We start from the raw sequence: 13940 nt of genomic DNA, 5'->3' as shown, positions 1-13940 counted from the left end.
GCCCGGGCCGGGCCGACCAGGCAGGCGCCGGCGGCGAGCAGCACGGTGCCGGCCGCGGCCAGCCCCGCCGTCCCGGCCGTCCGGCCGGTACGTCCCGGCCGGCCGACCAGCCGGGCGGCCCACCAGATGCCGACCAGCAGCAGCGGCCCGGCGATGGCGAACTGTTCGATCAGGCCGAGCAGCCACAGCAGGCCCAGCGGGTCGAGCTGAGCGGGCCGGTCGGCGTACCAGTCGCCGCCAGCGCCGGCCAGCCAGTTCCGCGACACCAGGTCGAACCAGTTCCCCATGTGCGCCAGGCCGGCGACCGCCTGCGGGCCGAGCTGCCGCGCCTGGCCGGGCGGGCTGAGCAGCACGGCGAGCCCGACGGTGGCGACGAGGGTGAACAGCAGCAGCGGGAGCCGCTGCTTGACGTGCTCCCTGACATGGCCACGGTAGACACCGCCCAGGCCGGGGGCGGGGTGGGCGTGTTCGCGGCCGTGCCGTTCGCGCGCCGCTGTGGCCCGGGAGCAGGCGGCCAGCAGGACGCGGGCGGTCAGGTAGCCACTGGCGGCCAGGAGAAGATCCGGCCCGAGCAGTTCCGCGCGGAATCCCCCGGTGCTCTGCAGCATCACCGCGAGCACCGCGACACCGAACACGCCGATTACCGCACGTGATGGGGAAGAGCTCAGCGTACCGCCCTCCAGCCCGAGAAGCAGCCCCGGATCGTCTGTTCGGCGGCCCTGCCGGCGAACGACTCGTGCCGGTCCCGCAGCGGGTCGACGGTGGCGGGATCGGCGTGGAAGTCCACTCGCCACCAGTACAGGCCGGCCAGGGAGCGCTCCCGCGCCATCTGGCAGGCGGCGGCGAACCACCGTTGCTGGACGACCTCGTTGACCGGGCCGCCGTTGTTCGGGTTGGCCGGATGCCGGTAGATGCCGTCCTGCGCGGGAGCGCCCACCTCGTACAGCAGCAGGTTGGGCATCTGACCACGGGCCCGGCGGTCCAGCCAGGAGTGCCAGCCCGCGGCCAGCTCCGCCACGGAGGCGTCGTCGGACAGCGGCAGCTCCGGGTAGGCGTCCACCCCGACCCGGTCCACCGGCATCCGGACCGCGGTGTGCACGAACACGTCCCAGTTGAACGCGTACCCGGTCTCGCCGCCGAACAGGGTCCGGGTGTACGCGGCCAGCTCCGCCCAGCGCGGGTCGCCTTCCAGCGAGCTGAGTTCCGTGCCGATCACCACGGTGGCGACGCCGGTGCGTGCGGCAAGGGCCAGGTAGGGCGTGAGGAAGCGGCGGTAGGAGGCGAACCAGGCGTCCCGGTCACCCGGCCTGATCGTGCCGCGCCAGTCCAGCGGGTTGGCGGCGGTCAGGGTGCGCTCGTCGAGCGTCGGGCGCAGGGTGACGCGCAGGCCGGAGCGTCTGGCCTCGTCCAGGAGGATACCGAGACGCTCCGGCGTGGGGGTGGTCCGGCCGCCGCGGACGGCGTTGGAGCGGGCCGTGTCGGTGAAGAAGGGGAAGGAGACGCACAGCGCGTTGGCCTCAAGGCCGACGACGTAGTCGACGACCTGGCGGGCCTTGGCGCGGACCAGTTCGACGGGCTCGTCGGGATTGTCATCCCAGTAGACCTGGACGCCGAGCTCGGGCCGGCCGGGCTGCCAGGGGTAGGCGACGGTGGGACCTGCCCCCGCCCCTGTCTGCGGGCCGGCTGTCGCGGTGGCCGGCGGTGGCGCGGCCGGGTGGAAGGCGGGGGTGCGGTCCTGGGGCGCGGCGGCGCAGCCCGTGCCCGCGATGGTCATGACAAACACGGCGGCCAGCGTCGCGCCGGCCGTGCCCAGCCTGATCACATCGGTTTCGCGATCACGTTGAGGGTGGACTCGCCGCCCCGCAGGAAACGGACCATCCCCCGGAACACCGCGATCGCTTCCAGCAGGGAGAAGAGCGGGATCAGCAGCAGCAGGCAGGGCGGCTCCCACCAGCGGTGCCGCGGGTCCGCCGAGGCCGATATGTTGATCTTCATGCCTTCCCAGTAGAGCCAGATGCTGTAGGCCATGTTGGCCGCCCAGACGGGCAGCAGCGCGGCGCTGACCGGCGTGGTGTCGGTGTCCCCGAGCAACGAGCCGACCAGGAGGATCAGTGCCAGGTGCTGGATCGGCCCGCATGCCCAGATCAGCACGTTGTGCAGCAGCAGCAGCCGGTGGCGCAGCGGGACGCCACGGTCGAACGCCAGCCGGAACAGCCCCCAGGACCAGCGCTCCCGCTGCCGGATGAAGTCGGCCACGGTGGCCGGGGAGGCGCCGTAGGAGCGGCCGGGGAACCAGTCGCTGCCGCCGGGGTGACGGCCGCAGAAGAGCAGGGCGAACTGGGCGTCCTCGACGATGGCCTGCGGCCCGAAGTCCCAGCCGGTGGCCGCCTCCACCGATGCCCGGACCAGCAGCAGTTCCCCGTGCAGCCCGGCGCGGGGCACGCCACGGCCGGTGGTGGCCGCGAACAGGCTGATGTCGCAGCCTGGGCGGACCGCGTCGGCCAGCCAGGTCAGCTTGTTCACCGCGTGTTCCCGCGGGTAGCTCAACACCCCCTGGGCGAGGTGGCGGGCATTCTCACCGGCGAGCCACTGGGCGTTGAGGAAACGGGCCATGGCCTCGGCGGTGTCGGAGCTGACGCCGGTGTCGTCGTCCATGTGCAGCACCCACACGTCCCCCCTGGCCTCGCCCTCGGCGTAACGCAGCTCGTGGGCGTAGTGGTTCGCGCGGGCCTTGAACCGGGTGCCGTTCGGGGTGCGGTAGCCGCGGGGTACGGTCACCACGCGGATCAGGTGGTCCGTCGCCGCCAGCGCGACGATCCGGTCGTAGGCGGCGCAGCCCTCCTCGACGACCACGTCCACCCGCAGGTGGGGGAAGTAGTCCGGCAGGTACCGGCAGAAGGAGCGGACGACTCGTTCGAGGGCGGGGTAGGTGTCGTGACGCCCCACCGTCGGGACGACCACGATCAGCGGGTCGCGGACGATTGCCGCGGTGACCGGTAGTTTACGCTCGCGGCGCAGCCGAACGGCCGTGCGCACGCTTCCGTACATACCGATGACGGTGTTTACGATGGGCAACGTCCAGACCACGGCCGCTATCCAGCCCATGAAGCCGAAATCGGGGTCGCGGGCCCAGGCCCACCATCCGAAGGCACCGAACACCGTGAAGCCGATCAGAAACGAACTGAAACCGGGTCGCCATACCGACCGTTTCCGGGATTCGGTCAACGGCATCGTCTCGTGCGCGACGGAGTTGGCCCACTCCAGGGATTCCCGACGCATGAGATGCTCGGACGTGGTCACGCGGCTCCCCCCACAGGAGTCTGATCACGGTCCTCGAAACAATACGTCAGCCGGACCGGAGTAGGTGTAAACCGTCGGCGATACGACGGCTGCCGTAGCTTACCGGCGGTCCCGCGGCCGTATCGCCGCGGGTAGGCGGTGGTGTCTTGTGGTGATTCCGTTGTCAGCGCTGACGCCCGGCCCCGACCTGGGCCGACCGGCCCGGACCTGGGGCGACGTAGGCCGTTGCAGGCCGCGGTAGGCCGTTCAGCAGGCCGACGTGCCCTGAGTCGGGCAGTGACGGTCTCGCCGTCCGGCCGGATTTCCGGTCCGGCCGGGTCCCGCTCCGGGATGGTGAGTTCTACGCCGGCCGGGACGGGAACTCCCGGCCAGGACGGGACATCCGCCCGGCGTGCCCGGCGAAAAGCGCGGCGGTGGCCGACGGGTGGATCACGCGACGGCCGTCGTAGTCGGGGTAGTGGGAACCGTCGTCATTGCGTCCGGTGAGAAGCCAGAACTGGTCACCGTCACCGTCAGCCTCCTCGACCGCGGCCGTCCAGGCCGCGTAGACCGTGTCGCGGGCGATTCCGTCGTCCTGCCAGGAGAATTCCTCCAGTACCGCCGGTACACCCGCCACGGCGGCCTCCCGGAAGTGGTCGTGAATCCAGCGGACACCCCATCCCGGCGATTTTTCGCCCCACTGCTGGGGATGCAGGTGAAATGTTCCGTAATCGATCCCGGGCAGCCTGAGGAGCCGGTGCCAGACCACCCCCTCCTGGTTGGATGCGGGGTAGTCGGCCGTGTCGGCACGGCCGTGGAAACCTTCGTCGCCGACCGCGACCAGTTGGCGGAGGGCCAGTTGTCGGACATATCTGCTCATTTCGTCGGCCCAGGCGACCAATGTGTCCCCGGACGGGTCGGACGGGCAGCGGGGCTCGTTCGCCAGCTCCCAGGTCATCACCGCCGGTTCGTGGTTGTACGGCACGCCGGTATACCGGTTCCGCCGGTTGATCACGTGTGTCACCCAGGCCCGGTAGCATTCCCTGATGGCGTGGCGGTGGAAGAAGTCGTCGTGCTCGGCGGAGAACCATGTGGCGTATCGGGGAATTCCCCCGAAGTCGTTCCAGTTGTTCGTCAGGACGATCACCAGCCGCAGCCCCAGTTGCCCGGCCCGGAAGACGGCATGGTCCAGCGGCTCGAAACCGTCCTCGTCGTAGCGGAACGGCTCCGGTTGCAGTATCACGCCGTCCGCCGGAGTTCCGTCGAGGAAGCCCCAGCAGCGGACCACCCGCAGGCCGAGCGCGGCGGCGTCGGTCAGGACGCTGTCGGTCATCCGTTGGCTTTTGTAGTGCAGATAGTAGTTGTTGGTGCCGCAGAAGCGGAAGCGTCTGCCGGCGAGCCGGAACGCGCCGTCGCGCACCTGGACGAAATCAGCGGTCCGGCCGGCGGGGCCGAATCCAGTGGGGGAGGACACGCTCCGGAAGAATACGGCTGCCGCCCACGGCGAAGCGCCCTCGGGGACAAGATGCCGAGGCATGAGTCACGTAGCTGTGCGTAGTCACATGGGCGATGTTTCCTGGAGGTGACGGTCTGTGTAAGTGACCACCTGGATAAACGCTGCTCTGGGTAGACTGCCGCCGGCTGTCGGCGACGATCACGGTGAGTGCGTCGTCAGATACACCCGTCGAGCCGGAAAGCGCGCCCGACGACACACGCGCCTGGATCAGGTGCCGAACAGATGGTCGCGGATGGCGACCGCGCCGTCCGCAACCGGCAGCCTAACCGGTCGCCATCACCCGGCGTATTCGGTCGTTGCAGTTGTCGGTGATGTAGAGGAGGCGTTCGGTGGTGTCCAGACCCAGGCCGTTGGGTTCGCACAGACGGGCCGCGGTGGCCGGCCCGCCATCGCCGGAGTAGCCGGCCTCGTCGCTGCCGGCGACGGTGGTGATGACGCCGTCGGCGTCGACGCGGCGCACCCGGTTGTTGTCGGTGTCGGCGATGTAGACGCGCCCGTCGTCGGTAACCGCGACACTGCCCGGGTTCGCCAGTTGGGCCGCGGTGGCCGGTCCGCCGTCGCCGGAGTAGCCGGATGTGCCGCTGCCGGCGACGGTGATGATGACGCCGTCGGAGCTGACGCGGCGGATGCGGTTGTTGGCGTTGTCGGCGATGTAGAGATTGCCGGCGGTGTCCGCCGCCAGGCCGCCGGGCCTGGCCAGCTGGGCGGCGGTGGCCGGTCCGCCGTCGCCGGAGTAGCCGGATGTGCCGCTGCCGGCGACGGTGGTGATGACGTCGTTGGTGCCGATGCGGCGGATGCGGTGGTTGCCGGTGTCGGCGATGTAGAGGGTGCCGTCGGCGTCCACCAGCACGCTGGTCGGTTTCGCCAGTTGGGCCGCGGTGGCCGGTCCGCCGTCGCCGGAGTAGCCGGGTGTGCCGGTGCCGGCGACGGTGGTGACGGTTCCGACGACGTTGATGCGGCGGATGCGGTTGTTGTCGGTGTCGGCGATGTAGAGGTTGCCGGCCCGGTCCCGGGCCACGTCCGTGGGCGTTGCGAAGTGGGCCTGGGCGGCGGGCCCGTTGTCGCCGGAGAAGCCGTACGTGCCGGTGCCGGCGACGGTGGTGATGATGCCGTCGGCGCCGATGCGGCGGATGCGGTTGTTGCCGGTGTCGGTGAAGTAGACGGCACCGGTGTTGTCCACCAGCGGGTCGTCCGGCTTGCTCAGGTCGGCCGCGGTGGCCGGCCCGTTGTCGCCGGAGAAGCCGGCGACGCCGGTACCGGCCACCGTTATGATCGTTGCTGGTCGTGGTGGCTGGCTGGTCAGCAGAACGGCGACCACGCTGGCGACCACCGGGACGGCCGCGGCCACGGCGACGATCCGGCGACGCCGCCGGCGGCGCCGGGTGCCGTCCATCACCGCCGGCGGCGGGGCGGCCGGCACGGGCTCGAGCACACGCCGCGCGGTCACGTCGGCGTCCCAGTCGGCCTGCCGGCCGATCTCCTCCCCCCGGCCGGCCTGTCGGCCGACATCCAGATCCCGGGCGACCTGCCGGTTGATGTCGCGGCCGATGCCCACCGGCGCCGCCACCGGCGCCGGCAGCCGGCCCGAGGCCGGCGGACCGGCCGGTGGCCGAGGAGGCGTTGGTCGGCCCGGTGGTGTTGATTGGCCCGGTGGCGCGGCGGCGGCCCGGTTGCTGGCGAGCCCGGATGCCCCGCCCGCTCCGGCCGGGTATCGCGCGGCCTCCCGGACGTCGTCGGCGACGTGCAGGCCGATCTCGCAGCGGCTGGTCCAGCGTGGGCCGTACGCGAGGGCGGCGGCGCGGGCAAGATCGAGGGCGAAGGCCCGGGCGCTGGGATGCCGTAGCGCCGGATCACGCTCGAGAGCGCGCATGAGGGTCGCGGCCACGGGCTCGGGGACGCCGGCGGGCGGCGGTGTGGGACGGTCGGCCTTCTGACGGATCAGCGCCAGCAGGGACAGGTCCGGACCGAACGGCGGGGCGCCGGCGAGCATCTCGTAGAGAATGATCCCGAGCGCGTACAGGTCGGTGGCCGGGCTCAGGCGTCCGCCGCCCAGCTGTTCGGGCGCCATGTATCTCGGCGTACCGACGATCGTGTTGGTGGCGACCGTTGTGGCATCGAAGATCTTCGCGATGCTGAAGTCGGTGACCTTCAGCAGGCCGTTGCCCGAGAACAGCACGTTGTCGGGCTTGATGTCGCGGTGCAGCACGCTCCTGGCGTGGGCGCACTCCAGCGCCTCGGCGATGGCCAACCCCACCGCGCAGGCGTCCTCGGCGGACAGCGTGCGGCGCCGGCGGGCCAGCGTCCCCCCGGCGAGCAGTTCCATGATGAGCAGGCACAGGCCGTCTCGCTCGACATAGTCGTAGATCCGGACGATGTGCGGGTGGTCGAGCCCGGCCAGCAGCCGTGCCTCGGTGGCGAAGGTGGTGGGTAGGTCGGGGTCCGCCGTCGCGGGCAGGATCTTGATGGCCACGTCCCGGCCGAGGCCCTGGTGGTGCCCGGCGAGGACCAGACCGTGCCCGCCGCTGCCGAGTTCCGCGCCCAACGTGTAGGTGGGCAGCGCCGCGGCCACCCGAGAAAGATCAACTAATGGCACGGGCCCGCCCTGCCGTCGCTGGCCGTCAGCCCGGCGATCCCGGTGGCGAGTACCCGGCAGCCCAACGCCGCCGCGGCTCCCAGGAACGCGAGCGCGGGCAGGACGTAACGGTGGTCGAAGCCGGCCGTCGCCGGCGGTACGAGCAGCAGCGTCACCGCGAAGGCTGCGGTCAGGACCAGCGGTGCGCGCAGGCGCGGACGATACCGGCCCGCCAATCCGGCGCCCAGGACGGCGCCCAGCAGCAGCAGGCCCAGCGCCGGCCCGGGGACGGCCACCCGAAGCTGGTAGCCCTCCAGCCAGCTGGCGAACGGCTGGCGCAGACGGTGCGCGCCGTCGCCGTGTTCGTAGGCGCGGACGTCCTCGGAAGCGCTGCCACCGGGAATGTACGTCCGGTCGGGGACCGGGTCGGGTGGGACGTGGAACAGGAAGGGACGCACCATGCCTGCATTGGGGTAGTCGGTCAGCCGCGGCCCGAACGTCCGGGAGAAATCCTTTATCACGATACCGGCGTAGTCCAGCGGCTGGGTCACGATGGCCCGGCGGGCGAACCTGCCGGCCAGCAATTCCTTCGCCGGGCTGAAAACCTGGCCCGCCGGGCTGAGAACCTCGCCGGCCGGGCTGAGAACCTCGCCGGGAACGCCGTCCAACGGTGTGCCGGCGTGCCAGATGTAGTTCGACGGTGGCTGGCGCGCCTCAGGCGGTTCCCGCGGGCAGAGGACCGCCAGGTCGGCCGGCGGGTGCGTGCGGGCACAGTCCACGAACGACGTCGTCCGGGAATAGAGGAAGACCCCGTCGCTGCCGACGATGCCGGCCCGCCCGTGCACCGCCTGGAACCAGGCGCCGTAGCAGCCCAGTGGGATCAGCAGCGCCAGGCAGAAGGCGAGCAGCGGCCGCCAGCCCGGGCGGCGGGCCAGCAGCCAGCCGCCCGCCACCACCGCCAGCGGCAGGCCGACCGTGCGGGTCAGGGATGCCCCCGCCAGCAGCCCGCCCGCGACCAGGGCGGCGACCGTGGTCGGCCGACGCCACCACAGCAGGGCCACCACAGCCGCCACCGCCAGGACGGTGAACAGCGTCTCGGCCATCACCATGTGCTCGATCTGGATCTGGTATCCGTCGAAGAGCTGCGGGCCGGTGGCGAGGGCGGCCAGCCAGCCGGGTGTCCGGTGCCGGCGCAGCAGCATGTAGATCATGACGGCGACGGCCAGGCCCAGCAGGTGCTGGACGACGACGACGAGCCGGAAGCTGTGGAACGGTTCCAGCAGCATCAGGAAGAAGCTGTAGCCCGACGGCCGCACCACGTACGGCTCCGGCCGCAGCGCCACCCCGAGGTATTCGAAGCTGTCGTTGAACCACAGGGCGGGTGCGTAGCCGACGACCGCCGCCAGCCGGACGACGACGGCCGCCGCCAGCATCGCGGTGAACACCGGATGCCGGCCGGCCAGCCGGGCCTGCCGGCGGGCCCGCCCGCGGCACCAGGCGCTGCCGGCGGCGTACCAGCGGGCGGACGGTTCGGCGGCGGTATCGGCGGCATCGGCCGCCGGTACCTCACGGAACGCGAACCGCGTCCGGGTCGGGAGCCGTGCGCTTCGCCGCGCCCGGGCGGGTTCCCGGCGGCGCACCGGAGACGTCACCGCGTACTCGAGGGGAACGCCACCGCGCAGACGTCCCGGAGACCCTAGAACCAGCCGCGGCGGGCGCCGAGATGCTGGAGTTGCTCGTGCAGCAGGCCGGAGAGGTGATGCCGGTCGGTGTCGTGGTGGCCGACCCGCAGCCGGCTGAGCGCGTCCCCGCCGGCGCGCAGCAGCCCGCCGCGCCGGTCGGCCTCCAGCACCACGTCCACGCCCGCGGCGTCGACCAGGAAGGTCACTTCCAGTTCCTTGATGCGACGGGCGTACTCCCCGCCCGGGTGCAGCTCGATCTCCTGGTAGAAGGGCAGGTCGGAGCCGGCCAGCCGGCCTTTCTCCACGTCCGCGGAGTGGAACCGGAAGCCGAGGTCGCCGAGCGCGGCGAGGATCGCCTCCTGGACGGGCAGCGGGCGCACGCTCACCGGGTCGAGGTCGCCGGGGTCGATCGCGCCCGGAATGTCCACCGTGGTCTTCACGCCGATTTTCATACCGCGCAGGTGCCAGCCACCCACGTCGGTGATGGGGGTCTGCCAGGGAACCGGCAGCTCGAAGCGTCCGCTGGTCTCCTGGTTGGCGGCGATGGTGAACTTCCCGCCGATGCTGCGGGTGCCGAAGCTGACGTTCTCGTACCAGGTGGAGTCGTCGGTCTCGACCTCGACGGTGGCCTCGAGCGCGACCCGTATCTCGTTGACCTCCTGGTCGACCTTGCCGCCCTTGATGGTCACGGTCCCGGTGACCAGACCGCCGGGCAGGACCTCGGGGCGGTCCAGGACCGTTTCGACGTCGGCGTTGCCTACCCCGAGCCGCGCCATCATCCGCTTCATGCCCACGTGCCCGGCTCACCCCTCATATCGGTTATGCCTGTCATACATGCCTTGTCATGTCTGCCGTGCCTGTAGCTACGTGTGCCGTGTCCGTGATGCCCGTCGTCGCGGCGCCGGCGCCGCGCGTCCCGACCGATACCGGACATCGTCGCCGGGCGCTCCTACGCTCTCACACGAGGATTGGCGCGACCCGCGACCGTCCCGCGTCATACAGCCTTACCCCAACATGGCGGACGGGTCGTAACCGCGGTTGGGGCGCACTGGCCGCCGCCGGCCGGGTACGGCAGTGTGGATGCCGTGGGACGGGTGACGGTACGTCGGCAGGTGCTGCGGATCCGCGCCGACGGCGGGCGGACGGCACGCCCCGACAGCATTGCCGGCGAGGAGCCGTTGGAACTGCGCGTGGCGGGACGGTCGTTCGTCGTCACCATGCGGACGCCCGGGCACGACGTCGACCTCGCCTTCGGCTTCCTCGTCGGCGAGGGGATCATCGGCGCCGGCTCGGACGTGCTGGGCATGCGCTACTGCGCCGGCACCGACGAGGCAGGCGGGCAGACCCACCACCAGACGTACAGCCAGACGTACAACGTCCAGACCTACAACCAGACCTACAACGTCCTGGACATCACCCTCGCCCCGACGGTTCCCCCGCCCGACGCCAGCCTGCAACGGGCCTTCTACACCAGCAGCTCCTGCGGGCTGTGCGGGAAGGCCAGCATCGAAGGGGTACGGCTGCGTGGCCGGTTCACCGTCGACGACGACCCGCTGGTGCTGCGCCCGCAGGTGGTACTGGCGCTGCCGGAGCGGCTGCGCGCCGCGCAGAAGGTCTTCGCCAGCACCGGTGGGCTGCACGCCGCCGGGATCGCCGACGCCGCCGGGAACCTGCTCGTGGTCCGGGAGGATGTCGGCCGGCACAACGCGGTGGACAAGGTTGTCGGCCATGCGGCGCGCGAGGGCGCGCTGCCGTTGCGCGGGCGGGTGCTGGTGGTCAGCGGCCGGGCGTCGTTCGAGCTGACCCAGAAGGCCCTGCTGGCCGGGATTCCGGCGCTGGTCGCGGTGTCGGCGCCGTCGTCGCTGGCTGTCGAGCTGGCCGTGGACGCCGGGATGACGCTGATCGGCTTCGTCCGCGGTGACTCCATGAACGTCTACACCGGGGCGCACCGCGTTGGCGTTGTCCCCGTTGTCCCCGCTGTCCAGCCCGGTCCGTTGCCGTAGCACGAGCCGCGATGAGAACCAGGCTGTGACGAGAACCAGCCGTGACGGAAACTGACTGTATTGCCGATATCGCAATCTACTCATTTTGTGGCGTACTGAGACCGACTGGATCGATTTGTGGAGGTGACCCGGTCCATGCGCACTTGTCGGACATAACCCTGCATCCAGGCGATACGATGCCCTCTTGTGACCTGCATCGTCGGTCTTGAGCATGACGGCAGGGTGATCATCGGTGGTGACAGTGCCGGAGTGGCCGGCTACTCCATCACCGTCCGCGCTGACACCAAGGTGTTCCGTAACGGCGAGTTCATCATGGGTTTCACGTCGTCGTTCCGGATGGGGCAGCTCCTGAGGTACAGCCTGATCCCACCCGCCCCCCAGACATGGGACGTCGACCGGTTCATGGCCACCGACTTCATCTCCGCGGTGCGTGACTGTCTGCGCGAGGGCGGCTACACGCGCACCGAGTCGGGATCCGAGGCCGGCGGGGTGTTCCTGGCCGGTATCCGTGGCCGGCTGTACCGCATCGACTCCGACTTCCAGATCGGACGCAGCATCGACCTGTACGACGCGGTCGGTTGCGGTGAGGAGTTCGCCCTGGGCTCCCTGCACGGCAGCGGCCATCTCAGCCCGGAGGATCGCGTACAACTCGCGCTGGAAGCTGCCGCGCACCACTCCTCGGCGGTATGCCCGCCGTTCCACGTCGTGTCCGCCCCGGGCCCCGACTGACCACGGCGCCAGCCGACCAAGCCAACCAACCAGGCCAGCCGACCAGGCCAGCCGCCCGGTCGGGGCCACGCCCGGCCAGCAGGATCCCGGCTGGCGGAGACCGCGTCCGGCCGGGATCCCGACCGGCCACGCGCTGCGGCTGCCGGGGCTGCCGCGTCCGTCCCAGCCGAGGCGACCGGGACGGACGCGACGCGGTAGCGGCGCCGGCCGGTCAGCGCCGGCGCAGCCCGCTGCGCAGGATGGCGGTGACCCGGGCCCGCCCACCACCGGTCGGTGTGAACGCGTCGGAGGCGTTCTTCAGCGCGCCGTACTCCTCATCGGTCAGCTCGATGTCGGCGGCGGCGACGTTGCTCTCCAGTTGGGCGACGCTGGAGGCCCCGGGGATCGCCACCACGTTCGGATGCCGGATCACCCAGGCCAGCGCGATCTGCGCCGGGCTCGCGTCGTGCGCCGAGGCGACGTCACGCAGGACGTTGAGCACCGGCCGGGCCGCGTCCAGGTTCTCCGGCAGGAACAGCGGATGCGACGTACGCGCCAACGACGTCGGGCGGCGTTCCCGGGTGTAGCGGCCGGAGAGCACGCCCATCGCGAGCGGGCTGTAGGCGATGATCAGCCGGTCGTTCTTCACCGCGTGGGGCACCAGCTCCCGCTCGGGCTGCGGGTGCAGCAGGCTGAACTGCACCTGGTTGGACAGCACCGGGGCACCGAGCGCTTCCTCGGCCGCCTGCCAGCGCTCCAGCGGGTAGTTGCTGACGCCGACCGCGTCGACGAGACCGACCCGTTGCAGCGCCGCCATGCCGCGCATGGCGCTGGTGTCGCGCAGCACGGGGTGGGGCTGGTGTATCTGGTAGAGATCGATCTGCCGGACGCCGAGCCGGTTGGCGCTGGCCACCGCGCGCTGCTCGACGACCGGCGCGACCGGTACCGCCGGGAACAGCTTCGTGGCGATGAAGGACGTCTCGAGCGCGCCGGCGTCCTTCAGCGCGGAGCCGAGAATCCGCTCGCTGCGCCCGAAGCCGTACAGCTCGGCCGTGTCGAAGAGAGTCACCCCGAGCTCGAGCGCACGCCGGACGATCGCCGGTGCCTCGCTGCCGGCGTAGGCCGCGCCGTAGCCCCACTCCCGGGAACCGAACTGCCAGGTCCCCAGCCCGATCACGGAGATCTTCTTCTTTGTCGTTACTCCGTCGACATACCGCATGACTCCAGTGAACGCCGTCGGGCGTCAGTCCGCGACCTGGTCACGCCGGCAGCCACCCCGGTGGCGCTGGGCAGGGCCGCTTGCCGTCCGGATGGTCGTGGGACGCGCACGCCGACGGTGCCCGTGGCGTCGGCCAGGTGCCCGAAGCGCAGGTCGGCGGCTCGCGGTGTCCGCCGGCTGACAGAGCCCGGACCGCCGTGGGCCATCGAAGAGATCCTGGCCGGGCTGCTAGTTTTCTAGACGCCTCCGGCGAAGCGAGCACCCGGGCAGTCCGGTTTCGTGCGGGTCCGCGCCCGTCCCGGGCGCCCGGTGTCGGGGCAGACCGACGTGACGGGTCAACGCTGAAGGGGAGCGCGGTGGTCCAACAGTTCAACCGAGGACAGAAGAGCCAGCTGTCCGCGGTCACCCCGGGCACCGACCTCTACGTCGGGATCGCGCTGACCGCGCCCGGTATCGCCTGGGACGTCTCCTGCTTCGGCCTGGACGCGAACGACCGGCTCTCCGACGAGAACTACTTCGTCTTCTTCAACCAGCCGGCCTCCCCGGAGGGGTCGATCCAGCTTCTGGGCGAGCAGGCCGGTGACACCCAGTCGTTCCGGGTGACGCTGGACAAGGTGCCGGCGAGCATCCACAAGCTGTCGTTCTGTGCGGCGATCGACGGTGCGGGCTCGGCGTCCCAGCTTTCCGCCGGCTACCTCCGGATCGTCGTCGGCGGTGCCGAGGTCCTGCGCTATGCCTTCACCGGAGCGGACTTCACCAGTGAGCGCGCCATCATCATCGGCGATCTGTACCGGAAGGGTGTCTGGCGGGTCGCCGCGGTCGGGCAGGGCTTCGCCGGCGGGCTCGCCGAGCTGATCAGCTCCTTCGGCGGCGAGGTGGAGGACACGCCGTCACCGCCGCCGGCCGCGCCGGCCGCGCCCAGCGGGTTCGGCCCGCCGGCCGGTGCCACCCGCACCCAGGC

Annotated in this window: 10 protein-coding genes and 1 pseudogene; 3 read left to right on the top strand and 8 right to left on the bottom strand. The window is 71.2% G+C overall.

The features are described 5' to 3' along the window. The 7 genes and pseudogenes from CM1CMNOD_RS13700 to CM1CMNOD_RS13670 form a co-directional block, all read right to left on the bottom strand. A pseudogene (locus CM1CMNOD_RS13700) lies at positions 1-635 on the bottom strand (hypothetical protein); the annotation flags it as partial. A gap of 29 nt (positions 636-664) precedes the next feature. Continuing rightward, entirely contained in the window at positions 665-1822 is a 1158-nt protein-coding gene (locus CM1CMNOD_RS13695; RefSeq protein WP_013874196.1) for a glycoside hydrolase family 113, read from the bottom strand. Further along, entirely contained in the window at positions 1819-3300 is a 1482-nt protein-coding gene (locus CM1CMNOD_RS13690; RefSeq protein WP_013874195.1) for a glycosyltransferase, read from the bottom strand. The genes CM1CMNOD_RS13695 and CM1CMNOD_RS13690 overlap by 4 nt, the downstream gene beginning before the upstream one ends. Positions 3301-3640: 340 nt before the next feature. Then, the gene (locus tag CM1CMNOD_RS13685; RefSeq protein ID WP_157491028.1) at positions 3641-4753 is read right to left on the bottom strand and encodes a glycoside hydrolase 5 family protein; all 1113 of its coding nucleotides are present in this window, start codon (positions 4751-4753) and stop codon (positions 3641-3643) included. Between the two features lie 304 nt (positions 4754-5057). Beyond that, a complete protein-coding gene (locus CM1CMNOD_RS21830; RefSeq protein ID WP_207387496.1) occupies positions 5058-7364 on the bottom strand; it encodes a protein kinase domain-containing protein in 2307 nt (768 codons plus the stop codon). A 14-nt stretch (positions 7365-7378) separates the two neighbouring features. Continuing rightward, positions 7379-9019 (bottom strand): hypothetical protein, encoded by a 1641-nt coding sequence (locus tag CM1CMNOD_RS21825; RefSeq protein ID WP_013874192.1) that lies wholly within the window; start codon positions 9017-9019, stop codon positions 7379-7381. A 44-nt stretch (positions 9020-9063) separates the two neighbouring features. Further along, positions 9064-9843, bottom strand: coding sequence for a sporulation protein (locus CM1CMNOD_RS13670; RefSeq protein ID WP_013874191.1), 780 nt, complete (start codon positions 9841-9843; stop codon positions 9064-9066). Between the two features lie 291 nt (positions 9844-10134). Between CM1CMNOD_RS13670 and fdhD the strand changes: the two genes are divergently transcribed. Continuing rightward, positions 10135-11052, top strand: coding sequence for a formate dehydrogenase accessory sulfurtransferase FdhD (gene fdhD / locus CM1CMNOD_RS13665; protein ID WP_083828294.1), 918 nt, complete (start codon positions 10135-10137; stop codon positions 11050-11052). Between the two features lie 186 nt (positions 11053-11238). Then, positions 11239-11781 carry a hypothetical protein gene (locus CM1CMNOD_RS13660; RefSeq protein ID WP_013874189.1) on the top strand — a complete coding sequence of 181 codons (543 nt, stop codon included), beginning with the start codon at positions 11239-11241 and terminating at the stop codon, positions 11779-11781. A 211-nt stretch (positions 11782-11992) separates the two neighbouring features. Here the strand turns inward: CM1CMNOD_RS13660 and CM1CMNOD_RS13655 are convergent, their stop codons facing one another. Beyond that, a complete protein-coding gene (locus CM1CMNOD_RS13655; RefSeq protein WP_013874188.1) occupies positions 11993-12979 on the bottom strand; it encodes an aldo/keto reductase in 987 nt (328 codons plus the stop codon). Between the two features lie 356 nt (positions 12980-13335). Here CM1CMNOD_RS13655 and CM1CMNOD_RS13650 point away from each other — a divergent pair. Beyond that, positions 13336-13940, top strand: a 605-nt coding sequence (locus CM1CMNOD_RS13650; RefSeq protein ID WP_131774015.1) for a TerD family protein, incomplete at its 3' end; no start/stop codon positions are given.

It is taken from the genome of Protofrankia symbiont of Coriaria myrtifolia, from assembly GCF_900634755.1.
Classification (GTDB): Bacteria; Actinomycetota; Actinomycetes; order Frankiales; family Frankiaceae; genus Protofrankia; species Protofrankia coriariae.
Note: the sequence above shows the minus strand (reverse complement) of the source record. Positions and strands in the feature narration are given on the sequence as shown.

Bases quoted from the DNA above. Each gene is read 5' to 3' on its own strand.
- CM1CMNOD_RS13655 (WP_013874188.1), bottom strand. From the start codon at position 12,979: ATGCGGTATGTCGACGGAGTAACGACAAAGAAGAAGATCTCCGTGATC.